The sequence below is a fragment of the Mesorhizobium sp. WSM3859 genome, assembly GCF_002295065.1.
GTDB lineage: Bacteria > Pseudomonadota > Alphaproteobacteria > Rhizobiales > Rhizobiaceae > Mesorhizobium.
This window is the reverse complement of the sequence record NZ_NSGG01000014.1, coordinates 171,918-195,949: the sequence shown is the minus strand read 5'-3', so window position 1 is coordinate 195,949 and position 24,032 is coordinate 171,918. Positions and strand designations below refer to the sequence as shown.

The 24,032-nt window shown below is 60.2% G+C and carries 19 protein-coding genes; 8 read left to right on the top strand and 11 right to left on the bottom strand.

Annotated elements, in window-relative coordinates:
• Window positions 1–117: 117 nt before the first annotated feature.
• From CK230_RS25610 to CK230_RS25590, 5 genes are read left to right on the top strand one after another with little or no spacing between them, the layout of a single operon-like run.
• A complete protein-coding gene (locus tag CK230_RS25610) occupies window positions 118–2,766 on the top strand; it encodes an AMP-binding protein (RefSeq protein WP_348629170.1) in 2,649 nt (882 codons plus the stop codon).
• Entirely contained in the window at window positions 2,763–3,746 is a 984-nt protein-coding gene (gene nadE / locus CK230_RS25605) for an NAD(+) synthase (RefSeq protein ID WP_176480211.1), read from the top strand. The genes CK230_RS25610 and nadE overlap by 4 nt, the downstream gene beginning before the upstream one ends.
• Window positions 3,747–3,751: 5 nt before the next feature.
• A complete protein-coding gene (gene asnB, locus CK230_RS25600; RefSeq protein WP_095819920.1) occupies window positions 3,752–5,773 on the top strand; it encodes an asparagine synthase (glutamine-hydrolyzing) in 2,022 nt (673 codons plus the stop codon).
• Window positions 5,770–7,323, top strand: a complete 1,554-nt coding sequence (locus CK230_RS25595; RefSeq protein ID WP_176480210.1) for an AMP-binding protein — start codon at window positions 5,770–5,772, stop codon at window positions 7,321–7,323. Before asnB ends, CK230_RS25595 begins: the two co-directional genes overlap by 4 nt.
• Before the next feature lie 49 nt (window positions 7,324–7,372).
• Window positions 7,373–7,648: an acyl carrier protein gene (locus CK230_RS25590; protein ID WP_095819919.1), complete on the top strand. Its 276-nt coding sequence runs from the start codon at window positions 7,373–7,375 to the stop codon at window positions 7,646–7,648.
• A gap of 18 nt (window positions 7,649–7,666) precedes the next feature.
• Here CK230_RS25590 and CK230_RS25585 read toward each other — a convergent pair whose 3' ends face one another.
• The 7 genes from CK230_RS25585 to CK230_RS25555 all read right to left on the bottom strand — a co-directional run bounded on the left by CK230_RS25585 (window position 7,667) and on the right by CK230_RS25555 (window position 14,576).
• Entirely contained in the window at window positions 7,667–8,359 is a 693-nt protein-coding gene (locus CK230_RS25585) for a class I SAM-dependent methyltransferase (RefSeq protein ID WP_095819918.1), read from the bottom strand.
• A gap of 57 nt (window positions 8,360–8,416) precedes the next feature.
• Window positions 8,417–9,622, bottom strand: coding sequence for a polysaccharide biosynthesis/export family protein (locus tag CK230_RS25580; protein ID WP_348629169.1), 1,206 nt, complete (start codon window positions 9,620–9,622; stop codon window positions 8,417–8,419).
• 43 nt (window positions 9,623–9,665) lie between these two features.
• Window positions 9,666–10,934: a hypothetical protein gene (locus CK230_RS25575; protein ID WP_095819916.1), complete on the bottom strand. Its 1,269-nt coding sequence runs from the start codon at window positions 10,932–10,934 to the stop codon at window positions 9,666–9,668.
• On the bottom strand, window positions 10,931–11,935 hold the full coding sequence (locus tag CK230_RS25570) for an SDR family NAD(P)-dependent oxidoreductase (RefSeq protein WP_095819941.1): 1,005 nt from the start codon (window positions 11,933–11,935) through the stop codon (window positions 10,931–10,933). The genes CK230_RS25575 and CK230_RS25570 overlap by 4 nt, the downstream gene beginning before the upstream one ends.
• 67 nt (window positions 11,936–12,002) lie before the next feature.
• The gene (locus CK230_RS25565) at window positions 12,003–12,677 is read right to left on the bottom strand and encodes a sugar transferase (RefSeq protein WP_095819915.1); all 675 of its coding nucleotides are present in this window, start codon (window positions 12,675–12,677) and stop codon (window positions 12,003–12,005) included.
• Window positions 12,674–13,810, bottom strand: a complete 1,137-nt coding sequence (locus CK230_RS25560; RefSeq protein WP_095819914.1) for a DegT/DnrJ/EryC1/StrS aminotransferase family protein — start codon at window positions 13,808–13,810, stop codon at window positions 12,674–12,676. Before CK230_RS25560 ends, CK230_RS25565 begins: the two co-directional genes overlap by 4 nt.
• Before the next feature lie 37 nt (window positions 13,811–13,847).
• Window positions 13,848–14,576: an NDP-sugar synthase gene (locus tag CK230_RS25555; protein ID WP_095819940.1), complete on the bottom strand. Its 729-nt coding sequence runs from the start codon at window positions 14,574–14,576 to the stop codon at window positions 13,848–13,850.
• 418 nt (window positions 14,577–14,994) lie between these two features.
• Between CK230_RS25555 and CK230_RS25550 the strand changes: the two genes are divergently transcribed.
• On the top strand, window positions 14,995–15,651 hold the full coding sequence (locus CK230_RS25550) for a response regulator transcription factor (protein ID WP_095819913.1): 657 nt from the start codon (window positions 14,995–14,997) through the stop codon (window positions 15,649–15,651).
• 1 nt (window position 15,652) lies between these two features.
• On the opposite strand, the gene CK230_RS25545 is transcribed toward CK230_RS25550, so the two are convergent.
• Window positions 15,653–17,317: a PAS domain S-box protein gene (locus CK230_RS25545; protein ID WP_245430063.1), complete on the bottom strand. Its 1,665-nt coding sequence runs from the start codon at window positions 17,315–17,317 to the stop codon at window positions 15,653–15,655.
• Window positions 17,318–17,551: 234 nt separating this feature from the next.
• Between CK230_RS25545 and CK230_RS25540 the strand changes: the two genes are divergently transcribed.
• Window positions 17,552–18,250, top strand: coding sequence for a helix-turn-helix transcriptional regulator (locus CK230_RS25540; protein ID WP_095819911.1), 699 nt, complete (start codon window positions 17,552–17,554; stop codon window positions 18,248–18,250).
• A 285-nt stretch (window positions 18,251–18,535) separates the two neighbouring features.
• On the opposite strand, the gene CK230_RS25535 is transcribed toward CK230_RS25540, so the two are convergent.
• From CK230_RS25535 to CK230_RS25525, 3 genes are all read right to left on the bottom strand, one after another.
• Entirely contained in the window at window positions 18,536–19,633 is a 1,098-nt protein-coding gene (locus CK230_RS25535) for a glycosyltransferase family 2 protein (RefSeq protein WP_095819910.1), read from the bottom strand.
• A complete protein-coding gene (locus tag CK230_RS25530; protein WP_095819909.1) occupies window positions 19,614–20,972 on the bottom strand; it encodes a lipopolysaccharide biosynthesis protein in 1,359 nt (452 codons plus the stop codon). The genes CK230_RS25535 and CK230_RS25530 overlap by 20 nt, the downstream gene beginning before the upstream one ends.
• 232 nt (window positions 20,973–21,204) lie before the next feature.
• Window positions 21,205–21,993 (bottom strand): AAA family ATPase, encoded by a 789-nt coding sequence (locus CK230_RS25525; protein WP_141246093.1) that lies wholly within the window; start codon window positions 21,991–21,993, stop codon window positions 21,205–21,207.
• 783 nt (window positions 21,994–22,776) lie between these two features.
• Here CK230_RS25525 and CK230_RS25515 point away from each other — a divergent pair.
• A complete protein-coding gene (locus CK230_RS25515; RefSeq protein ID WP_095819906.1) occupies window positions 22,777–23,844 on the top strand; it encodes a class I SAM-dependent methyltransferase in 1,068 nt (355 codons plus the stop codon).
• Window positions 23,845–24,032: the final 188 nt, after the last annotated feature.

Genomic DNA, 24,032 nt, shown 5'->3' with positions numbered 1-24,032 from the left:
ACCAAACTTCATCTCTAGCTCAGGCAAGCCATGCTCCCGGCATATGTGAAGGCACAAGCAGCGGCCCAGGATCTTGACGAGGCTCCTCTTCCGCCGAGGCCGCCCAGGTGGGCAGAGGTGCGCGACTATGCTCTGGACCGGGGCGGGCCTGCCCTGCGGCCATACCTGCCTTTGCCAACCGGGTTTGCGGACATGGGGATTGGTCCTCGGCTTGAAACCCTCGCCAGGCAACATCCGCACAAGACCGCCATCAATGACGGCGCGGACGAACTCTCCTATTCGGCGCTCGGCGCAGCCGTCGAAATTCTATCCCGCCGCGTTGCGAATGCCGTTCCCGAAGGCAGGCCGGTCGGAATCTGCCAGCCATGCTCCGTCTGGAGTGTCGTCGCCATGCTCGCCACGATGGCAGCCGGCCGGATTTCGATTCCGCTCAATGCGAGAGATCCCAGTCCTCGCATCAAGGAGATCATGTCAGCGGCCAAGCTCTCCGCGATGCTGGGCATGGGAGACTGTCCCCCCGATCTGGCTGGAGACGTCCAATGGATCGACATGGGCGCAAGTTCGGCGTCGGAGCGAGACCTGCTGGCGACGCCACTTCCGCAGCCCTCCGTCGATGGGCCGGCTATCATTCTTTACACCTCCGGCAGCACAGGGCGCCCCAAGGGCATCGTCAACAGCCAGCGCAGCTTGCTTTGGCGCGTGCAACAATATGTCGAGGCGTGTCACATCAATTCGGACGACGTTCTTCTCCCCTTGGCGGGCTTCGCCACGATAGCCGGCTGCAGAGAGATTCTGGCGGCCGTCCTCACCGGGGCCACCTTACAGCTCGTTGAACTGGAGGCGGTCGGGCTGCGCGGCGTCCGCGCGCGGATGCAGGACCAGGGTACGACCATCACGTACATCGTACCCGCATTGCTCCGGACGCTGATGGCGGATGCCTGCGCCGATACGTTCAGATCGCTTCGGGTCGTCCGCGTCGGCGGCGAGAAAGTACTGTGGTCCGACATTGCGCTTCTCCGCAAAGCCGTCCCGGCGCATTGCCTCATCCAGATCGGCTATTCGTCCACGGAAACGACAGGATCGCAATGGTTCGTGCCATCGGCCCCCCAGAACACCGAGCCCGACGCGCCGGTTGGGCGGCTTTTGCCGGGAATCGCGTTCTCGATCGTCAATGAGGAAGGAGGCGTCGTCCCGCCCGGAGAAACCGGAGAGCTCGTGATCAAGAGCCCCTATGTCCTGCTTGGGCATTGGGAGAATGGCGCGGTCATCCCTGTCGATGCGGACCCCGACAATCCGCGCGAGCGGATTTTTCCGACCGGTGATCTCGTACGGTTGGACAATGATGGTTTGCTGAGGATCATTGGCCGGAAGGGGCGGCAGATAAAGGTCAACGGGCGACGCATCGAGCCTGCCGAGCTCGAAAGAGTGCTGCGATCCGCTGCATCGGTTCAGGACGCTGTGGCGATCGTGACGGAGGCAGCCGAACTGGTCGCGTTCGCCGTTCCAGGCGAAGCCGCTGGTCCGGATTTCGTGGAGGACCTGCGCCGGCTGATTGCCGAGACGCTGCCTGCAGCGCTGCGGCCCCTGCGGCTGCACCGCGTGAGCGAGATTCCCTGCCTCGACGGCGGCAAGATCGACCTAGTCAAACTAGGCAAAATGGATCTCCTCGCCAGGAGGCCGGACACCGCCCCCGATCCTGTCGGTTCGGATGTCGATTCCGCGGTCGCCAAGGTGGTACAAAAAGCATGGGGCAAGGTTCTCAACACCCGAGCGGCTGTAGGCAGGTGGGACGAGGCAGGAGGAGACTCGCTGAAGCTGCTGCACTGCGTGATGGAGATCGAGAATCTCATCGGCCAGGAGCTCGGCCTTGAGAGTTTCACCGTCGGGATGAGCGCGGGCGAGATGGTGAAGGCTGTCGTCGCGGCGCAGGCGGCCGCATCGGGCAAAGCCGCTCCCGAGCATAACCCGCCGCTGCTTTTCCTGTTTCCCGGATCGGTCGGCTACGGTCCAAGCCTTGCCGCCTTTGCCTCCGCCATGGGAAAAACCGCGAAAGTGGTACCAGTCAGATACCCCGGCCTCGCTCTCATCCTTCGCGGACAGAGCGATCTCGCCAGCATGGCAGAAGCCGCGATCCAGCAAATCAACCGAGCTCAGCCGTCGGGCCATGTCAGGCTTCTAGGCCACTCGCTCGGCGGAGCCGTCGCGCTGGAGGTAGCCGTGCGCCTGCTCAAAGCCGGACGGTCGGTCAAGTTCATCGGCATCCTCGACACAAGCCTTGAGGGCGAGCGCAGCCGCCTATGGGACACCATAACCCGTACAGTGCGCCGGCTGCGGTCCAACCGCATATCGTTCCAGCGCGTCGCCTGCCGCGCGCTGGCGAAGATCGCGGTCAGATTGGGTTACGAAACACGTTTGGCGCGCGCCATCGACCGTTACACCCAGGGCCAGTTCAATGGAGCCTGCTTCCGCATCAGGCTGGAACTGCAGGAGGTTTTGCGGGCTCGCGCATTTTTCCGATGGCTGGAGGAACCCAAGACCGCACTTCCTGTCCAAGGGACCCTATTTCGCTGCGTTCGCCCGGGTATGTCGCGCGCCATCGGGTGGGATCAAGTGTTTGGCGACCTGCAGGTGGTTCCGATTGTCGGCACACACATTGATCTTGTCGTGGAGCCTCACGTCGCGACCAACCGTCCGCTGATCGAGAGAGCCGTTTTGCAGACATACACGACGGCCGAAACCCTGCAATTGGAGGTCCGGGCGGCGTGATCTCGGGATTCACCAAGGAAGCACTGGCATTGGACGCAGCCGCGGAGGCGGACCGCATCGTGTCTTCGACGCGCGAGCAGGTTCTGGTCACGCTTCGGCGGCGCGGCGTGGTGGTCGGGCTATCAGGCGGTATCGACAGCTCCGTGGTCGCATCCTTATGCGTTCGCGCCTTCGGAAGGGACAAGGTGCTGGGACTTTTCATGCCGGAGCGGGACTCCTCGGGAGACTCGCTGAGGCTCGGACGCGTGATCGCGGCTCAGCTAGGCATCGATACTGTGGTTGAAGACATCGCCCCGGCGCTGGATGCCATCGGCGCCTATCGCCGGCAAGTCGAGGCGATCCGCGCCGTCGTTCCAGAGTTTGGCGAAGGTTGGAAGTGCAAGCTGGTGCTGACCTCGGTTCTGGAGAGCCAAGGCCTCAACATCACTCGTCTTACGGTTCAAGATCCGGAAGGCAAGGTCAACACCGTTCGGCTGCCCCTGACAGCCTATCTGCAGATCGTCGCCGCGACCAACTACAAGCAGCGCATCCGCAAGATGACCGAATATTATCATGCGGATCGCCTCGGCTACGCTGTTGCCGGAACGCCGAACCGGCTCGAATACGACCAGGGTTTCTTCGTCAAGCAAGGTGACGGTATCGCCGACGTCATGCCAATCGTGCACCTGTACAAAACACAGGTCTACCAGTTGGCTGACTATCTCGGTGTGGACGAGGAAATCCGCCGCAGGCCGCCGACCACCGACACATTCTCAATGGCGCAAAGCCAGGAGGAATTCTACTTCGCGCTGCCTTATCACCTGACGGATCTATGCCTCTATGGCGTCAACCATGGGCTATGCGCCGACGAGGTCGCAGCCGTTGCGGGCCTCACCGGAGGCGAGGTTGAAAAGGTCTTCAAGGACATCGAAGCGAAGCGCCGGGCAGCACGCTATCTGCATGCACGGCCCTTGCCGTCCGTACCGATGGATGTGGACTGAGGCCGATGTGCGGGATCGCCGGGATACTGGCGCTGAACGCCACCGCGGAACCGCCTTCGCGCGAAGCATTGTTGCGCATGGCTGGCGCGCTTGCGCATCGCGGTCCTGACGAACGGGGGCTCTACCGCGACAGACGCGCCGGGCTGGCGCATGCCCGCTTGTCGGTCGTCGATCTTAAACACGGACAGCAGCCCCTTGCCGACGTCGATGGTCCGGCGTGGATCGTCTTCAACGGGGAGATTTTCAACTATCTCGAGCTGCGCGACAGGCTGTTCGCCCTCGGCCATCGGTTCCGCACCCGCAGCGATACCGAAGTAGTCCTGCACGCCTATCGGGAGTGGGGCCAGGCAGCCTTCGAGCGTATGAATGGCCAATGGGCGTTGGCGATCTGGGACCTGGCTGCAGGCCGGCTGGTGCTGTCACGCGATCGCTACGGCATTTGCCCGCTGCATTTTTGCGAGCATGGCGGCCGCCTGTTCTTTGCCAGCGAAGTCAAAGCGATTTTCGCCGCCGAGGTCGCGATCCCGCGCGCGTTCGATCCGGCGGGCATCGATCAGACCTTCACCATGTGGACGGCCGTTGCCCCGCAGAACGTGTTCCAGGGCATCCGGGAACTCCCGCCCGGACACGTGCGCCTCTACGAGAAAGGCGCGGCGCGAGAACATCCATTCTGGCAACCGCGCTTTCCGGAAATCCAGGGTCAGGACCAGGACCGGTTTAACGGCTCCCGGGACGAGGCGGTGGAGGAAGTGCGGCTGATGCTGGAAGGCGCCACGGCCTTGCGAATCGTGCAGGCTGACGTGCCGGTTGGCTGCTATCTGTCAGGCGGGCTCGACAGCTCCCTTGTCGCCACGCTTGGAAGGCGCTTCGCCGGCGAGCGCTTCCAGACCTTCTCGCTGCGTTTTGCGGATGCCGAATATGACGAGACCGAATTCCAGCGGCTCGTCGCACACGCGACGGGCAGCGAACACCACGAAATAGTTGTTTCCCGCGGCGATATAGCCGCGGTCTTTCCCGAGGTGATCCGCCACACCGAGCGGCCAATCCTCAGGACCGCGCCAGCGCCACTCTTCCTGCTGTCAAGGCTCGTGCGGGAACGCGGCATCAAAGTCGTGCTGACCGGCGAAGGCGCTGACGAGATGTTTGCGGGTTATGACCTGTTCCGCGAGGGCAAGGTTCGCCGCTTCTGGGGGCGCCAGCCGGCGTCGACAAGGCGCGCCCGCTTGCTCGAACGGCTCTATCCGTATCTGTCACGCTCACCGGTCCATCAGCAGGCACTGGCCCGCCAGTTCTTCGGCCGCAATATCGAGGCGCATGCCGAGGCCGGATTTGCGCATGATACGCGCTGGCGCACGACCGCTGCCATCAAGCGCTTGTTCTGCGCCGATATGCGGGCTGCCTCCGAACGCCGCGATACGGTGAGCGAACTGATCTCGACACTGCCGGCCGAATTTCCACGCTGGAGCCCCCTCGCCCAGGACCAGTATATAGAGATCCGAACCCTGATGTCGGGCTACCTGCTCTCCTCGCAAGGCGACAGAATGCTGATGGCTCACTCCATCGAGGGCCGCTTTCCCTTCCTCGACGACAATGTCGTTACCTTGGCGAATGCGCTTCCGGATTCCTACAAGCTGCGCGGCCTCGACGAGAAGCACGTGCTGAAGCGCGTCGCGGCGCCTATCCTGCCGCCTGAGGTTGTCGCCCGGAAGAAGCAGCCCTACCGGGCGCCGAATGCGATGAGTTTCTTTGCCGACGGCGCGCCTGCCTACATTGGTGATGCCCTGTCCGAAACGGCAGTGCGGGCATCCGGCGTCTTCGATCCCCAGTCGGTGAGCCGGCTGGTCGGAAAGTGCCGGGCTCGAACCGGCGAGGGCGACATGTCGAATTCCGACAACATGGCCCTGGTCGGCGTGCTCTCGACGCAGCTTCTGCACCAGCAATTTGTCGCAAGTCATCCTACCGGCGCGACAAGGCCGGATCTCAGCATCGATGTCGATTACGAGCATCGCGAAAGGGAGCTGGCATGATCCACGGCGCCGTACCGCTCCTGCATGATTATCTGATCCACTCGGCCGGCCGGCTCGGCGACAAGGTGGCGCTGGTCTGCAACGGGCGGCGCGTCACCTACGCCGAAATCGACGAGCGTTCCAACGGGATGGCACAATGTCTGGCAACAGCCGGCGTGCAACGCGGCGATCGGGTGATGATTTTCGCCGACAACACGGTCGAGACGGTTGTCAGCTTCTGGGCGGTGCTGAAGGCAAACGCCGTCGTGTGCATCGTGAACCCGCTTACCAAAAGCGATAAGCTCGACTACCTGCTGAACGATTGCCGGCCGGCGGCGCTGATCACCGACCAGCATCTGCGCTCAGTGTTCAGCGGGCCGGCGCACACGTGTCGCTCGTTGCGCCAGGTGATCGTGTCAGGACCGATCGAGGACGACGAGCTCAGCCGACTGCCCTTCGCGATACGCTGGGAAACGGCCGCCGAAAGAACGCCGGCCGCGCCGGAACGCAAATCGATCGACATCGATCTCGCCGCCATCATCTACACGTCCGGATCCACGGGCGAACCCAAAGGCGTGATGCTGACACACCGAAACATGACCGCCGCATGCACCTCGATCGCGTCATATCTGGAGCTTCGCGAGGACGAGGTGATCCTCAACGTCCTGCCTCTCGCCTTCGACTACGGCCTCTACCAGATGCTGATGGCATTCCGCACCGGCGCCCGGCTCGTTCTCGAACGCTCCTTCGCCTTCCCGGCGCAGATCCTTCAGATCATCAAGGACGAGAAGATCACGGGTTTTCCCGGCGTGCCCACGATCTTCGCCTCGCTGGCGGAGCTCAAGTCGCTGAAGGACCACGACTTCTCGAGCATCCGCTATGTCACCAACACCGCCGCCGCTTTGCCGCTCAAGCACATCGCCATGCTCAGGGATCTGTTTAAGGGCGCCCGAATCTATTCGATGTACGGGCTCACCGAATGCAAGCGCTGCACCTATCTGCCGCCGGCAGATCTCGAACGAAAACCGCTGAGCGTCGGGATTGCGATCCCGAACACCGAGATGTGGATCGTCGACGACAACGACCAACGGGTCGAGCCTGGGATCGTCGGCCAGCTTGTCATCCGCGGCGCGACGGTGATGAAAGGCTACTGGGGCAAACCGGAAGCGACCGCCAGGAAACTCAAGCCCGGCCCCTTGCCGGGCGAGCAGGTGCTCTACACCGGCGACTACTGCCGGATGGATGAGGAGGGCTATCTCTATTTCATCGGCCGCGGCGACGAGATCATAAAATCGCGGGGCGAGAAGGTCGCGCCCAAGGAGGTCGAAAACGTGCTGGTGAACATTCCGGGCGTCAAGGAGGCTGCCGTGGTTGGCGTGCCTGACGAGCTTCTCGGCCAGGCCGTAAAGGCTTTCGTCGTGATCGAGCAAGGCCACATTGTCGGCGAGCGGCAGCTTCAGATGGAATGCCAGAAGCGGCTGGAGAACTTCATGGTCCCGAAGTCTATCGTCATCGTTCCCAGCCTGCCGAGGACGGATACAGGGAAACTCAAGAAGGTGGCTCTTTCGTAGCGCCTGTTGAATGGCGCGGACCTATTCAGTTTTTATCGGAGGGTGGGTTATGGATAGTTTCTTGGCAACGAAGCCCGCGGGCGACATTTACACCAAACAAATTCGCGATTTCCTGGCTTCGAACTTCTACATCGCCGACGTGAGATCGCTCAGCGCCACGGAATCGCTGCTCGATCAGGGCATCGTCGATTCCACCGGCGTGCTCGAGATCATCGGTTTCGTCGAAGAGACTTTTGGCATCGCCGTGGAAGACAGTGAGCTGCTCCCGGAGAACCTCGATTCCATCCAGGGAATAGCGCAGTTCATCGCCCGCAAGAGGGGATGAGCACCATCTGCGAGGCGCTCAAGGCTGCGGCTTGGCGTATCCGAGCACGACGCGTGCCTCGCCGGCGCGGTTGCTGACGGCACGGATGTCCTCATAGCTCCTGCTGCGCTCCAACAGGCTTGCGACCTGGCGGTCCTGGCCAAGGCCAACCTCGAACAGGAGGGCGCCGCCGGGCCGCAGATACCGCAAGGCATCCTTCACAACGCGCATGTGGATGGCAATGCCGTAAGGACCAGCCGCAAAAGCCTCGCGCGGCTCAAGGGCAATCAGGTGAGAGCGATCACCCTCAAGCCGTTTCTCAGAGATGTAGGGCGGATTGCAAACGACGACGTCGATCGAACCGTGAGGCACCAGCGGGGAGAGAGCTTCGAACAGATCGCCCTGGTGAACCGACACCCGATCGGCCAGCCCATGGTGGACGGCATTCCGGCACGCCACGGCGACACATCCATCGGTAAGATCGCTTGCCCAGATCCGCGCCGTGGGAACCTGATAGGCGATGGCACAAGCCAGATTGCCGGCCCCGCAGCACATGTCGATAACGCGGGGCGCCGGCAGGTTCATTTGATGCAATACTTCGACGGCGGTCGAACCTAACAACTCCGTCTCCGGCCTTGGAACAAGCGCACCGGACGCGACAAGCATCTCCATTCCCATGAAGACCGCGCTGCCTCTGCTATAGGCGTCCGCGACATCGATGTCCTGGCTCAAGACTTGCCTCCACAACCGGACCCAGCGATCGCCGAATGGTGCAGAGGCGCGCCGGTGCTATTGCGCCGCCGCGCTCTCCAATTCGTTGCTGAACCTGACCTCGATCGTATCTCCCGGTGCCACCTCGGCATCCTCGTCGGCAGCCTGCTTGCGCCATTGTCCATCGACATTGCGAACGATCGTCATTTGGGCTCGAACGGTCTCGCCGGCAATGGAAAGAGGCGCGGCGGTGGCACCCAGGGGCTGCAACTTCTGACTTGCGGCGCGAAGCCTTGTGCCGATGTCGGCCAGCCGCACCTCGGTGTCCCGCAATTCGTTCAGCAGACCGATGCGCCTTTGGTTCTCATTGCGCTCCATCTGCCTGGCAAAGTCTTCCTGCTGGCGCTTCGTTCTCATCAGTTCGACCGATGTTTCCAGCGCCCGGCTGGACGAAAGCAGGACGGCGCGCCGGACATCGGCGAGCCTGTTGTTGGTCAGGTTTCCGGCCTTGAACGCCTTGGTGACCTGCTCCAGGTCCTCTTCATCGGCCTTGACGGCATCCGCTTCATCCTGCGCGCGCTTCATCAGCGTCTCGATCTGCGCCGCCGCATCCTTGGCGCCCTTTTCGACAAAGCTCTGCTCCTGCTGAAAATTCTCCAGGGAGAGTTTGAGCGCTTCCGCTTCAGCCTTTGCTATCCCCGCCGCGAGCGTAGGGGAAAGCGGCGATCCTTGCGGAGGCTGCGTGTCGAAGCTTTCCTGCTTGTCGAGCTCGGCCCGCAGGCGCGCGCTGTGGAAGTAATCCCTGGTGTATTCTCCCCAGATCATCTCGTAATCGCGTCGCAGATCCGTCGGATCCGGACCCGCCTGGTTGGCGCGCGCCCGCAAGAGGCTGAAACCGCCGGCCACCGCGATCGCCTGGCGCACGGTCATCAGCGGGCGGTAGACCTGCTGTCCGGGGGTAAGCACATCGCCGGTCACATAGATCGGGCGATACTCGGCGATGATCGCCGTGACGTCGCTCGGCCTGACGACGGCCATCTGTTCGCGGCCATCGGGCATGCGGATGTGGAAGATCTTGGTCGGCAGGATCGCTTGCATACGGCTCTGCAATTCGGGTGGCGTCAGACCGCCGACCGAGACGGCGCCGGCCTCAGGCAGCACGATCGTGCCATCCATCTGGACAACGGCACGCTGCGTCCGGTCGGGAATGGAGGTTATTCCGATTTCGACCGTGTCGCCCGGCGAAATCCGATAAGGTGTTGACGGATCGGCTGCCGCGGCCATCGGCAGAGCGCCCAGCAGAGCAAGAGCTGCGAGAAAAGACCGGTTAAGGTTGACCATTCGCAACAACCTCCTTCGGGTTGCGTTGTTCGGGCCAGTCAAGACGGGTGACGAACTCGTAAACCGGCCCGCCCGGCACGCCCCAATTGCTTGACCAGATTACCTGTGAGCCATCAGGAGAGGGCGAGGCATGTGTTTCGCTCCAATAGTCGAATGGAACATTTCGTGTCTGCGCAATGCGCCGAACGGCACCGCTGCCATCGGTACGAAGCGCAACGATCTCGCGAGCATAGGGAGCCCAGGTCGGATTGGCCGATATCTCGTCTGGATCGCCGCCGTAGCTTACGAATGACCATCCTGGCCTGTTCAGTGCGCGGGTCGATACATGTTCGGCCAGGCCGAACGCGGTAAGGGAAGTGACTTTCCCGTCCGACAGCCTGCGCTTGATTATGTGATACCTGTCTGGATCTGATTTGCTGATCCCAACCAAGACTTCGCTTCCGTCCTCGTCGAGCGTAACGTCACCGTGACCGGGCCGATGATTTTCTGTCCATCTCTGAAGCAAGGTGCCATCAACGGCAAAAATTACCCTTTGTTGTGTACCGTCAATACGGTTTGGTGAGCACAGAATAGTCGTTCCAAGTGGTGAGATCGTGCAGGAACTGGTCGTTCCAGGGACTTGAGCAAGGTCGATGTCCGGAAACTTCCGGCGCTGAATCAGATCATACGCAAAAACGACGTCCGCGCCGTCCTTGCGGACCGCGCGGACCGCGATGCGGCTGCCGTCCCGGCTGGGATTGCCCTTCGACGGGCCGAATTGCAGATCGTGGTAGTCGGGCGATGTGAAAAGGACGTCTTCGTGGTTGGTCCTTGGCGCCCAGGTTGAGACAGCCCGGTCCTGAACACAGATCATCAATTCGGCATTTCGGGGATGCCACTCGCACTCGCCCCCTCGTTTGCGCCAAAACAGCGCCTCGTAGGTGTGCCCGTCGAGAAAGCACATTCCGTTGCAGCCGTTGTCTAGCAGGAGCAGTGTCTGGTCCGCGTTCCAGGCTTGAGCGCTCGAATAGCGATGGCTGCAATATTTGGGCCCGCACACGACGCCATTTCCAAGAGGGCCAGGCTTGGAGACGCGAACGACGCTTGTGCCGAATGCGGGATCGGTGGCGGGACGAAGATAGTCAGGCAGATCCATCGCCACGGGAGCCACGAAGCCGACGGGCGTGTGGCTCGCCTGACCCCCGTTCGCCCGCAGGCCGACAAATGCGGCAACGCAAACCAGCAGCACTGCAGCGGAAAGTACGGGAAACCTCATGTCATGTAGCTCATCTCTTGCCGTACCCGGCCCTCGCTTAGGCGCGCGCGCCACCATGCGATGGTTCGTCTCAGGCCTTCGCGCAAGTCCGTTTGAGCCCTCCATCCTGTTGCTCTCTCAAGCCGAGAAGAATCCGCCAGCAGTGCCCGGACCTCGGAATTTTGCGGGCGCAGCCGGCTCTCGTCACGATGGACAGGCTTGTTGGAGCCGCTCAACTCCAGCACAAGGTCCAGCACGTCGGATATGGTGACGGCGCGCTGGCTTCCGGCGTTGTAGGCATGGCCGAATTCGAGGGAGGCGGAGCCTGCGCTGAGAAAGGCCGCAGCCGTGTCTTTGACAAAGGTAAGGTCGCGAACCGGGCTGGTATCCCCCACCATGATGGCCTGGCACTTGGGGTCGATGGCCTGCCTGATGAGGCTCGGAACAATCGCGCGTTCGCTTTGCCGTGGCCCGAATGTGTTGAATGGGCGAAGCACCACGACCGGAACATCGAACGAGCGGGCGTAGGACTCCGCCATCATGTCGGCTCCGATCTTGGAAGCTGAGTAGGGCGACTGGCCCTGCAGCGGGTGGGTTTCGCCGATCGGCATGGTCAAGGCGGTGCCATACACCTCGCTGGTCGAGGTGTGCACGACGCGCTCGGTATCCCACTGGCGGGCGGCCTCGAGCACATTCACGGTGCCAAGGATGTTGGTCTCCACATAGGACTGGGCGGCCGCGTAGGAGTATGGAATGGCGATCAATGCGGCGAGATGAAACACGACGGCTTGGCCGCGGACGATCCGGTTCAGGAAGGCACTATCGCGGACGTCGCCGCGAACGAGCTTGAGTTGGCTTCGGATCTCGTCAGGCAGATCATCCAGCCACCCGTGGCTGTCGAACGAATTGTAGAGAGCCAACGCCGTCACATCGGCCCCGCCGCGCACCAGCGCTTCAGTCAGATGCGAACCTATGAAGCCATCAGCCCCAGTGACCAATACCCTTTTTCCCTTGTAGGTCATGTCCTGACAGTCCTCGCACTCCTTGGCTTTAACCCGGCAAAATGCTGCGAACGACCATTTGAACGGCTCAAGCGCCAGTCGAATGGTCCACAGCCATGCCAAGAACGATGAAAACACCTCGAATAATGAGCGCCGTATCCGAGAGGATCGTCCGGCGGGCGTAATATGAAAGGTCGATCCTCGCCTTCGCCGGAAACAGGACCTCCTTGTAGAAGACTGTTGGCTCGACATCTCGGGGATAGAAATGAGCCTCATGGCGGAATATGATCTGAGCGGGACCGAACAGGCCTGGCTTGTATTGCAGGACAGCTTCGTAACCGTCCCTGAAGCAGTCGGCAAAGGACAGGCTCTCCGGGCGCGGGCCGACCAAGGCCATGTCGCCTTTCAGGACGTTCCACAACTGCGGCAGCTCATCCATTTTGCTGAAAGCGAGAAACCTGCCGACCGTCGTCATGCGGGCGTCGTTGACAAGCGTCAGCGCGAGTCCCGCCGCGTCGCATTGCGGGTAGAATTTTCGGAACTTGTACATACGGAAAAGCTGACCGCCGGCGCCAATGCGTGGCTGAACAAAAAGCACCGGGCGGCCGCCTTCGATCAGCAGCGCCACTGCAATGAGCAGCATCAACGGTGACAGGACGATGAGACCAAGAGACCCGGCAATCATGTCAAGGGCGCGCCGGCCACGTCCATGGCTCACGCAGCGCGTCGCAAGCCGGCCTATGGGCATGTCAAACGCGTTCATGCTGCTGTCCCTGCCCGGGCGCTGCTGTTGAGCGCGGATGCCAGGGCGTCCACGACTGCTTCGGCCACGGGAGATGTTATCTGCGGATGCAGCGGAATGGTCAGTTCGCGGTCGGCGAAGTCCTCGGTGCGCGGCAGGTGAATTCCGGGGAAAAGCTCCCGGTAGAACGTCATTTGGTGCACAGGCGGGTAGTGAATCGTCGTCTGTATGCCTTGCGCCCGCAGCTCGTCGATGACCTCTTGCCTGTTGACGTAGCGGGGCAACAGGATCGGCATGATGTGATAGGCAGAGCGGCGCGGTTCGGCAAACGGCATTGAAACAGCCGGACAGCGCATGGCGATGAGGCGTCGATACAATGTGACAAGGACGCGCCTGACTTCATTCCATTCCTGCAAATTCCGAAGCTGAACCAAGCCGATGGCAGCGCGCAATTCATCCATGCGATAGTTGAAGCCCAGCATGGTCACGTCATATTGCGGCGTGCGGCTGTTCAGTCTCTGCCGCGTGCCGGTGGTCATGCCATGGCCACGCGCCTGGCGAATCTTCTCCCGCAGGTCGGGGTCACGCGCAATGACCACGCCGCCTTCGGCAGTGGTCATGTTCTTGTTGCCGTAGAAGCTGAACGCCGCTCCCACACCAAAGGTCCCAACCTCCTTCAGGCCAGGAGCATGCGCGGCGTCCTCGATGATGTAGAGCCCTCGCGCGCTTGCGAATGTCTGCCACTCCAGTTTGTCTAGGAGATAGCCCGCGAAATGGACGAGGATTACAGCCCGGGTGCGGGAGGTGCAGCTTGCCTCCGCATCTTCGACCGACATCAAAGGCACGTCATCGGATTCTATATCGACGAAGACCGGCTTGGCGCCCACGTACAGGACTGCGCTCACGGTCGCCACAAATGTCAACGAAGGCACCAGAACCTCGTCGCCGGGTCCGATGCCCAGTGCATGGAGGATAAGGTGGAGGGCTGCGGTGCAGGAACTGACGGCGACACAATCGTCGGCCTCGTGCATCGCGGCGAACGCTTCTTCGAATGCCCTGACGCGGTCGCCCATCGTCAGCCAGCCGCTGTCGATTACTTTTGACAAAGCGGCCTTCTCCGGCACACCCAACAAGGGAGCACTAACCAAGAGCATCCCAACCTCCCGGTGACTCTCGCGACTGGAAATCGCCTCAGGCCGCGGCCGCGGCGACGGCGACCTCTATCGAAGCTGATTGCTCCTCCCAGGAAATCGTCTGCGCCTTTTGGAAATCTTCGACGCGGCCAATGTCCAGCCAAAGCCCCTCGTGCTTATAGACATGCACGACCTGCCCATCCTGGAGCATCTGCAGCATGAGATCGTCGAAGCCGAAGGGGATGCCCGATGGAATGAACTGCAGAACCGCCGGATTCATGCAGTAGATTCCCATGCTCACCAGATGCGTGAGCGCAGGCTTCTCGCGAAACACCTGGACGGTGTCATTGACCTCGTCGATGACGCCAAAGTCCATTTTGGTGACGCGCGCCGCCGTCGCGATCGTAACCAGATCTTTGTGCGCCCGATGCGCCGCCACGAAACGGCTGAGGCTCAGATCGGTAAGCACATCGCCGTTGAGGACCAGAAACGGTTCGTCCAGTTCGTCCCTGATCAAGGAGAGTGGGCCGATGGTCCCGAGCGGTTCCATTTCCTGTGTGTAGCGTATCTTTAAGTTCCATTGCGAACCGTCGCCGCACACGCTGCGGATCAAATGACCCAGGTAGCCGGTCGTGACGTAGACGTTCTCGATGCCGTTGCGCCGCAACCATTTGAGCAGCAGCTCAAGCACCGGCCTCGCACCGATCGGCATCAGAGGCTTTGGCAGAACCGATGTGAATGGGCGCAGACGCATCCCCATTCCACCGCATTGGATAACCGCTTTCATGAACAACCACTCCCTGCGCACACGGCCGACACAGGCCAACAACCAAATCCAGCGTCCGCGAGCCTCCATCGTGCGGCTCCTGCCACGCGATCTGGCGGACTTACTCCGAATTGAGCGAGAGATACGCTCAGCTTCCAGGCCTGTCGTCGTGCGTTCGAATGGCGCATCCGGCTGAGAGACAATGGGACGGCAGACGACGTTGGAGTGTGCGCCGGGCGTGAACGCCGAATTGCCAGGGACCAAGGTCCGACTTTGCATTATGGTAAACGCAGAGTAGCTTTTTCAGCCGGAAGAGGCGCATTTCTGTTGGGTTCCGGTTTGGCGGACAGGTCCCGCATCGTCACAGAATTGGTCCATAGGCAAAACGTTCTGGACGCGTGCCATAGTCCCCGGGCCGAAAGCGTGTGCGTTGGGGTACATGTACAAGATTGTCATAGCCGATGATCACGGTCTCTACAGGCGTGGCTTACGGTTGGCACTGACTGCCGGCATTGAGGACGTTGAGGTATTTGAGGCCGCGTGCTTCGATGCCGTGGTTGGCCTCCTTGCCGAACACGAAGGCGTCAGCCTGGCGATGCTCGACCTGAACATGCCGGGGCTTTTCACTCAAGAAGTGCTGGGCGATGTCCTAACGGCCTACCCGGATACGCGGTTTGCGATTATTTCGGGGAACGATTCCCGATCCGAAATCCTGACCGCTCTCAATGTGGGGCTGCACGGCTATATCGTGAAATCGCAAAGCGATGACGAGGTCGTGCTGGCGGTCAAGGAAATCCTGGCAGGCCGCATCTACGTACCGGCGCTCCTGTCCCGACATTTGGAAACACACGGTCAGGTGCTCGAGATCCGTCACGGCAGCAGAGCCGCCTCCGGCGCTCTCGAAAGGCTCACATCCCGGCAAAAGGAAGTGCTGAGGCTGATGGCGGAAGGATATTCCAACAAAGAGATAGCGCGAGATCTCGACATCGCCGAGGCTACAACGAAGATCCATGCTGCGGCAATCATGCGGGAATTGGGGGTTCGAAACCGAACGGAAGCGGCGGTTCTGATAAAGACCTGGCTGGGGACGGTGTGAGCTAGGCTTGAACCTCCGCTGGCGACAGACGAAGCGAATATCGAAACCCATCCTCCCTGACTTCGAACTGCGAGGAATGACCGACAAGGGGCGTTCCGTCGACCCCAAGAATCATCGATCCGAAACCTTGGCGCTTGATCGGAGCGGCAAGTCGGCGGCCCGTTTCTATCCAGTCAAAAACAATCTCATCGCCTGTGCCGCCTGAGTTGAGGGTCCAACGTGCTTCAATCTTGCCCTGAGCATCGCCAAGCACGCCATACTTGATCGAATTGGTGGTGAGTTCATGGATGATCATTGCGAAACTCTCCGCCGCTCCGCCTGAAATCTTGATGTCAGGGCCAGTGATTGCCGTCTTGCCGTCTTCCGAGAAGGGCTGGAGTTCCTTAACGACCAGATCGCGAATGGTGGATGATTGATCAGCGCTACGCGTGAGCAGCTTGTGCGTCACCTCGAGCGCGCGAATTCGTCCGACGAGGGTCTCTTTGAATTTGACGATGTTGCCTTCTGGCGCATCCTGCATCTTCACTATAGCGGTGATGACAGCGAACAGATTGCTGAGCCTATGGCGGAGTTCAAGCCTCAAGTTTTCTTGCTTTCTTACCGCCGCGCGCAGCAGCGTCGTTTGACGTCGCTCGGTCAAATCCGCGGCGATGCCGATGCGCTGGTCTCGGCCATCATGGTTTTCCTCGCGTCCCCGCAAGGCGATCCAACGGACTTGACCGTCGGGTCGCTTGAGACGAATCTCCACATCATAATTGGTCCCCCGCCGGTTCGTTCCTGACGGTGGTGCGAGCTTACCCCAGTCCGATGGGTGGACGATCGAAGACAGATCGGAAAGTGGGCGCAATGCCATCGGGGACAATCCAAGAATCTCCCAAAACTGTCGTGAGCCCGAGACGACGTCCTGGCCATAGTCTATGCGCCAGGTGCCTAACCGGCCGGCAAACAAGGCGAGGTCGAGCCATTCTTTTTGAGCTTTGAGCGCTTCACGGGCAGCTCTTCGCTCGGTTATGTCATCTACAACCACAAACAGGCTGTCCGATGGCATCGTGTCCGACGCAGAAAGAGAAAGCGTCAACCAGGCCCAAAGCGTGCCGCCGTCACTTTTAATCAGGCGCATTTCGCCGCCGAACCACGGGGCTTGGGAAGTCAGTGTGGCGAGCGAATTTTTGAGCAGCGCTCGATCATCTTGGTGGACAAGCTCGTCCAGGGCTCGCCCGACAAGATCGTCTTCGAGGTAGCCGAGCAAGGCACTGAGGCGTTTGTTCAGCCGCAGCAATTCTCCTCTGTCGTTCGCGGTCGCAAAGCCCAGCGCAGCTCGTTCAAAAGCGCTGCGGTAACGTGACTCTGCAGCTTCGACCGCAGCGAGCCTAGCGTCCAGTGCGGCCCTTAAGCTCCGCCTGGAGCGATCGAACAGAAAGGCAATCATCCCCCCTGCAAGCACAAGCAGAATGGCGCGTGTCCATTCATCGGCGAGAGGGTGACGATTCGAAATTATTCGGGCCGCCAAGCCGGCGGCGGCCATCAAGAGCGTTGATCCGACTGCGATCCGGCGGTTTTCCAGGAAGGCGATGACAACTATTGCCGGAATGAATTCGAGGAAAGCTGGGTCTATGGCACCCGACAGGGAAACGCTTGCCTCGAAGAGCAGCGCAGCGACCAGCACAGCCGTCGACGCCAGATGAGTTCGCGACAGGATTGTACCTCCCCGGCACCCCCTTCCAACCTAACTACAACTTTCGGCCTAGTTCGTCGAGTTTAGACCGTCAAGCGGACGACTAGTACGTCTGCCTGCTTCCAGATCGCCATAAATCAGGGCCTTATGAAGCCAGCACCCAACCTTCTGGCTGTCGGTCGTCAAGCACGGATGGCACAGGCAGAGAACGAGGACGGATGACCTATGGCTCTGATCAGCGGGCGGAATGACACGAGGCCGATCGCAAGGCCTGGCATGGTGGCGGCCGGTGCCGGTAGCAGAACAACGACCACCTTCGCGCGAAGCGCCTCTCGCAAAACCATCAGGCCGATCACTGCTGGCACATGCGTCCGGCCGCGCCTCAACTCCATAACCGGCATGCTCGAGCGCATTGGCTGTGGGTGGCTTGTGCTGGGTGAGGCAAAGAGAGTGCTCGAATGGAATGCGGCCGCCGAAACCATCCTCAAGGCCTGTGCGGATTGTCTGGATTCGCCTGGTGATCTGTCAGCGGCACTCAGGAGCCTGATAGCTGGCGTGCCTGCTCATTTTGCTGCTGGATCGTTGTCCTGGATCGTCATCCGCAACGCTGGCGACCGGCCGGTTATCATGACTGAAGAAGGCGTTGTCACTCCCGATGGATCGATCATTGTCGCGCTTCTCGATCGCCAGCCGAGAACGGGTCCCAATCCGGAGACCCTGCGGAAAATGTTTGGATTGACCGGCGCCGAAACGCAGTTGGCGTTGCGTTTGGCGAGTGGCGATGCCCCCTTGGAAATTGCCGAGCGCAACCGGCTCAGCCGAACCACAATCCGCACCCAGCTCGCCTCGCTGTTTGCCAAGACAGAGACAAGGCGTCAGGCGGAATTGGTCGCTCTTCTGGGACGCATCTCGGTGCTGCCGTAGAACCAGAACCTTCCGATTATATGGCGCCTGGGTTTTCCGAGAGCGCGCCCCTTGCTCCACGTCTGCGATCGTTTCACGGATTTGCGAACGGCTCCGTTCTGTTTTACGGACGCAATTCCCGACGGAAACTGCTCATTCTTTCCTGAAATTTGCTCCATGCAAATGACTGCGCCGCCTTGCCCTACGGCATCAGCCAAATGCGGTCTCGGCGCCAATGACGCCTAACGGCTCGCCCAAGGGGGCATCGAGCTGTCCTGCGGATACGCACACATTCCTCCGGCAGGCTCACCGTTTACGTGTCCGCGCCGCACCGAGTTTGGGTCGGATCCTGAACAGGTATTCCAGGGCATACTGGTTCGCGATCTTCATCACGGACGGCCGAAGGAGCTGCAGGGCGTCTCGCATTGTCGTGCGCCAGGACTGATGTCGGAATCTGGCCGGGATGCGAGCGACCCGCAGCGCACGCAAAAGTGGCTCCGGTCTCGGGAGGCCCCTTCTATCCTCGATCAGATCCCAATTGAGCTGTTTGACGGCAAGAGTGACCTCATCCACGTCCTCGTAGCTCTTCGACGTCGTTATGCTCGGATGGCGCGTCGCATCATAGAAGATCAGCCCTTCGTTGATTGCCACCATCTCGCCGTAACGGGCCAGATCGACAAAGAACAATTGATCGACGCCCGCAGGGATGGATTTATGTGCGCGCATCTGGCATCCGGCGTGAATCACGGCCGCGTTGATCAGCAGCGTCGAAGGGATGATGCCGAGGCTCCTTGTCACCCGTACCAGATAGAGGTCCGTCAGGCACTGCTGGCTCGAATAGAGCGAGACGCGGTTTTGCTCCGGCGGATCCGACCGCATCACGACCCGGTTTTCCTCGACGATATGCGCTGCGGAAGTCATGAACGCTGCCGACGGATATTTTACCGAGATTTCGGCAAACCGCTTCAGAGCTCCTGGGACCAGCCAATCGTCATCATGCAGCAATTTGATCCACTTGCCTTTGCAGGCAAGCATGGCGTTGTTGGTGTTCTCCACCTGCCCCCGGCCCCTGTGGTTTTCGACAATCCGGATGCGCGGGTCGCGTCGCGCATAATCTTCCAAGATGGGCCAGCTCGATCCGTTTGGTCCTTCGTCGTCGCTGATGACGAGTTCCCAGTTGGAAAAGTCCTGCCCCACAATGCTGTCGATGGTGCGCCTGATGGTGTCCGGCCGGCGAAACGTCGGAACGGCAACGGAAATGAATGGGCGCGCGGGTGATGCGTCGGCAGCATGAGCGACATTGGCCACGGGGCCAGGCGCCGACGGATATGTGCCGGCGACCGCCGGCTCTAGCGGCGGCACAGCTCCTTCAGGACGCTCTTCACTACTCAACAGGAGCTTCATCGTGCTGTTTCCTCGCGATTGAATACGGATTCGACAATGTTGCCTGTGCCGGTTCGGTATCCCGCTTCAGAAGGTAAAGTGAGGCCGCGGTTTTGATGGCAAACCCGACCATTCCGCCAATAGCCATGAGATAGATGACGTCGATAGCTTCCCACCCAGCCTTGGCGCCGGCGAGCAGCGGACCAAAGACAAGCACCATCCGCGCCGCGTCGACGATCAGCCGCACCTCCTGCCGTCGCAACAGGGCAGGAACTTCACTGAGCGGTGTCGACAAGGCCTGCACGGCGCCCATCAATGCCAAGGCAGTCATGATTTGTGCCGTCGGGAGCCAGGCCTCGCCCAGGAGCGGGACGACTAGGTACGGAGCAGCCAACCCAAGCGCCAATATCGGCAACGCCGTGAGGCCTGTGACAAGGATGAGGAGGCCACGCGCGACGCCGAGCATATGCCTACGATCGCCGCTCTTATTCACCTCGGCGACGAAGACGTTGCTAAGCGGGGTGGCGATCAGCACGATAGGCCCAGTCACCAGCCGTGTCGCGACACCGAGGTAACCGGCGAAAGCTGCGCCGAACAACCAACCCACGAGAATAGCCGGAAGATTGTTTATAGCATAGCTGCCGAGGGTCGCGGGGATGTCGAACAACGGGAACTTGTATTCCCTGGCCGCCTTGTTGAAGGCACTTCTCCATGGCGCTCGATAGATGCCACGCAGGTCGTCCCAACTCAGAATCCGAAAGCCCAGAAAGGCGAGAAAAATGAACTGGCTGAGGACATGCGCATGCACCATCGCTTCACCCCCAAGATGAGCAAGGCCAAAAACCAATTGCAGGAGCGCCATGGTGGCAGGCAGGATCAGCCGACCGAGTGCGAAATCGCGCAGCAGGCCGGCACGCAAAGCCCAGCAATTCATCGTTTCGACGAGCGCAGCGCCGCTCATGCCGATCGGAACGAGCCAGAAAAGATGTCTGAGATGGGCCGGCGCAAGGCTCAAAAGCACCTGCCCGGCCGCGAAGGCCAGGACGCCGGTCGTCAAGACCGCCAGCACGATGAGCTTTACGGTGACGTAGATCTGCTCGGTTTCCTTGACCCCATAGAGCGAGGGCTCGAAGCGCAGCGCCGCGACCGCGCCTAGGATGTTCACCGTTGACAGATAGATTGTGAAGACGCCGAAATCCGCAGGTGAGTAAAGTCGGGCCAAGATCGGAATGGTGGCGACCAGGGTGAGCTGCCCTGCAATCGCCATCGCCGAAACGCCGCCCGCCGCGCGGACGATCTTGCCGATCGGGCTTGCTGTTATTCGCCCCTCCCTAGATCTCAGAAAGTCGCTGTAGGACATTGGCTCGCGATTCCGAGAAACGGCTGACGACTGGAAAGGGAGCGTATGGGGGCTGTCGTATCGCGCCATCATTCACCTGAATGATGGGGCGCCTTCAAATGCCGATTCGATCCGTGGGAAATGAAACATCGATGGCAGATGCGGCAAGCTCGGTTGGCGACCAACGTCCTGTCAGCGTATCAGCCGTTTTTTTGAGTTGGATCAGCGGGTTGGATGGCCACGAGATGACGGTCTATGGCCCATGGCATCCCACTGCTTCGGATGGCTGCTCGACCCGCCGGCGCTCACCATCCGTTGTGCTCAGAATGTATCTCGCGATGATCGCCCGCTCGACGACTTGCGCGCTCTCCATTGTGGAACGTTGGCTTGAAGTTCTCGCACAGACGATGTCTCGCCCTGATGCGGCAAGTATGTCGCTTATGGTCCTGAAGACGCTGAGGGAACGCATGTTGATCTCGAAATCGGCCTCGAAGAGCCGCTCTGCCGGGGGCGCACGCTCCATGCGCTGGCGAAGACGCGCCGCGACCGTCGCACGCGGCGCCAGAACTCTGATCGTGAAGTCTGCGACCGGCACATCACCCAGCATCGTTTCGAGAACGGCTTTGTCGGCGTTCCCGTTAAGCAACGCCAGGGATCCGACTGCCTGAACATAACCCTCGTCGAAGATAAGAATATCATGGGCCAGTTTGGCTCGATCCCAGGCATGCGACAGCTTCAGTATTTGCTGCCAAATCCGGGCATGCCAGATCGGCTTTTTCGGCGGCATAGCCGTGAGCAGGGATTTCGATAAAATTGACCCGCCGTTCCGTCGGGAAAAAATCACCTTGGCCGTGGAGACGGTCGCCAAGACGATCCTCGATACGGATAGAAGGACGCCCAGATCAAGTGTTCCAGATCTGATCGCTGGTCGGTAGCTGCGGACAACCTCGGCACGGTATCCGTCTGCGCACAACAGGCTGGCAAGAACGTGGGCTAAGGTTGTCTTGCCCGAACCTGGCGGACCGAAGAGCTCGACGATCACGGTTCAACGCTCGACATAGCGCCTCGGGCTCAGACTCATGGCATCGGCCAAAGCAATAAGTCCACGCCGCAACCGAACCGATACTGGAGTGTCGTTTTAGACTGGCCCGGGTAAGGCCGGCTCCGATGGGGATTGAGGACATTCTTGCGATCTTCCAGTGCCTTGACCTGAGTTCGGCAGATGCTCACCTGCGTCTCAACGCTCGCCAAGCTCTGCCGGATCTCATTTTCGATTCTGGCGCTGCGATGCGTATCCGCCGGCGCGCTGGCCTCGCGAGCCGCTGGATCGATCAGGTCGGAGTATCCATGGTTTCGGCTAGCGAGGCGATTGGTGCACCCTGTTTGCGTAGATCCTGGATATGTTGGAAGCACGCCTCCAGGGCCGATCGGGCTCAGCGGCACGTTGATGATTGTGCTCCCGGCCCCCCGAAGAATGTCGGATCTCAGAACGTCGCTGGCCTTATCTGACATGAGTTCGCGCCTCCAAGAGGCATGATCTTCGCGGCTAAGGGAACTTACGATGGGCTTCGACCGTCACCATCATGCATCTGAATGACCGGATTGGGGGCTGGATCTCGCATTGTGTTGTCGTGCGCGAAGTAAGTCGTCGCAAGGTGCGGCTCTGTCAAACTCCGGGATTTACCATCTTGCATCGGGGAGGTTCATTGCGCCACCGCTCCGCGATGTCATTCAGATGCATGATGGTGACGATTGGTGCCCGCCATAAGGTTGCGCCAGTTCCGAAATCCCAGCTTCATTCGGTCAGGCTTTAAGGACGAGCGTGATGACCATCTGTCCGGCGTGTCGCAGCAAATCGACTGCGAAATTGTTCGAGGTAACAGCTGACGAGGCCTCCCGACACTTCCTCAATCCGCGGCAAGACCCGGAGCGCTTTCGAAACCTGAAGAGCCACCTGCAGGACCTCTGGGGCAGCGCCAAGTGCGATATCCGAAGATGCGCAGATTGCGCATTCGGTTTCGCAGATCCCTTCGTCGCGGGCGGCGTTGAATTTTACAACCTGGCCTGGGCGCATCCTTCCTATCCAACCATGAGATGGGAATATGCGAGAACGATCGAAGAGCTCGCGGGCCTGAGGACTGACGGAAAAACTGTTATCGACGTGGGCGCCGGATTCGGGTATTTTCTGGATTGCGTTAAAGATAAATTCTTCGAAATTTCAGATATTTACGCGGTGGATTATAATGAAACATCGCAGTCTGTATTGTCATCCAAGGGTTTCAAAACATTTTCGAGCGATATTCGCGAAGACATGTTCGATCAAATGGAGGAATCCTTCGACTTTATATGCTTGTTTCAGGTTTTTGAGCACATGGACAAAGTAGACGATGTTTTCTCTCGATTGAAGTTTCTGCTTAAACCGGACGGATCTCTCTTCATTGCGGTGCCAAACGAAAACAGAACATACTATATGGAGTCTCATGGATCCCTCATAGACATGCCGCCCAATCACATTGGCAGGTGGACGAAACAGGCGTTCGATGCGATTTGCCGGCGGCACGGCTTGCAACTGGCCAAATGTGAGCGGGAACCGTTCACTCTGCTTAGCTTCCTCAAGCATGACATCGTAAACAGCTATTTGCGCAAGGGAGAAAAGCCCGGCACCCTGAGTGAGTTCGTCCGAGCCCTGCCCCGAAGCAAAGCTCAACGGATTGCGCAAGGCTTGACCGCCTTGGCGATTTCACCATCACGGCTACCGGCATGGGCATATGCGGTTAGCAATGCATCAACGTTGGGCGGGAATGCGCTCTGGGCGAGGATCGACAAAGTCTCCTCGCGGATAGACCAAGCCTTCTCGCCGAGCCCTGCGGATCATCAAGCTAGCCTGCAATGAACGGCCAGACCAGTTCCAGGAACGTGCATAACGGATTCGGCCCGAAGTCGTTCGGGGCCCCTCGGTAGGAGCCTCGCACTTAAAGCGCGTCGCGATGAGCATTGGTCGGTGTCTTGTCAGTTATTTCCAATGCCTTTCGCCATGCCAACGAAGGAACGCTTGAAACGGCCTTTTGTCGCTGGCCACCC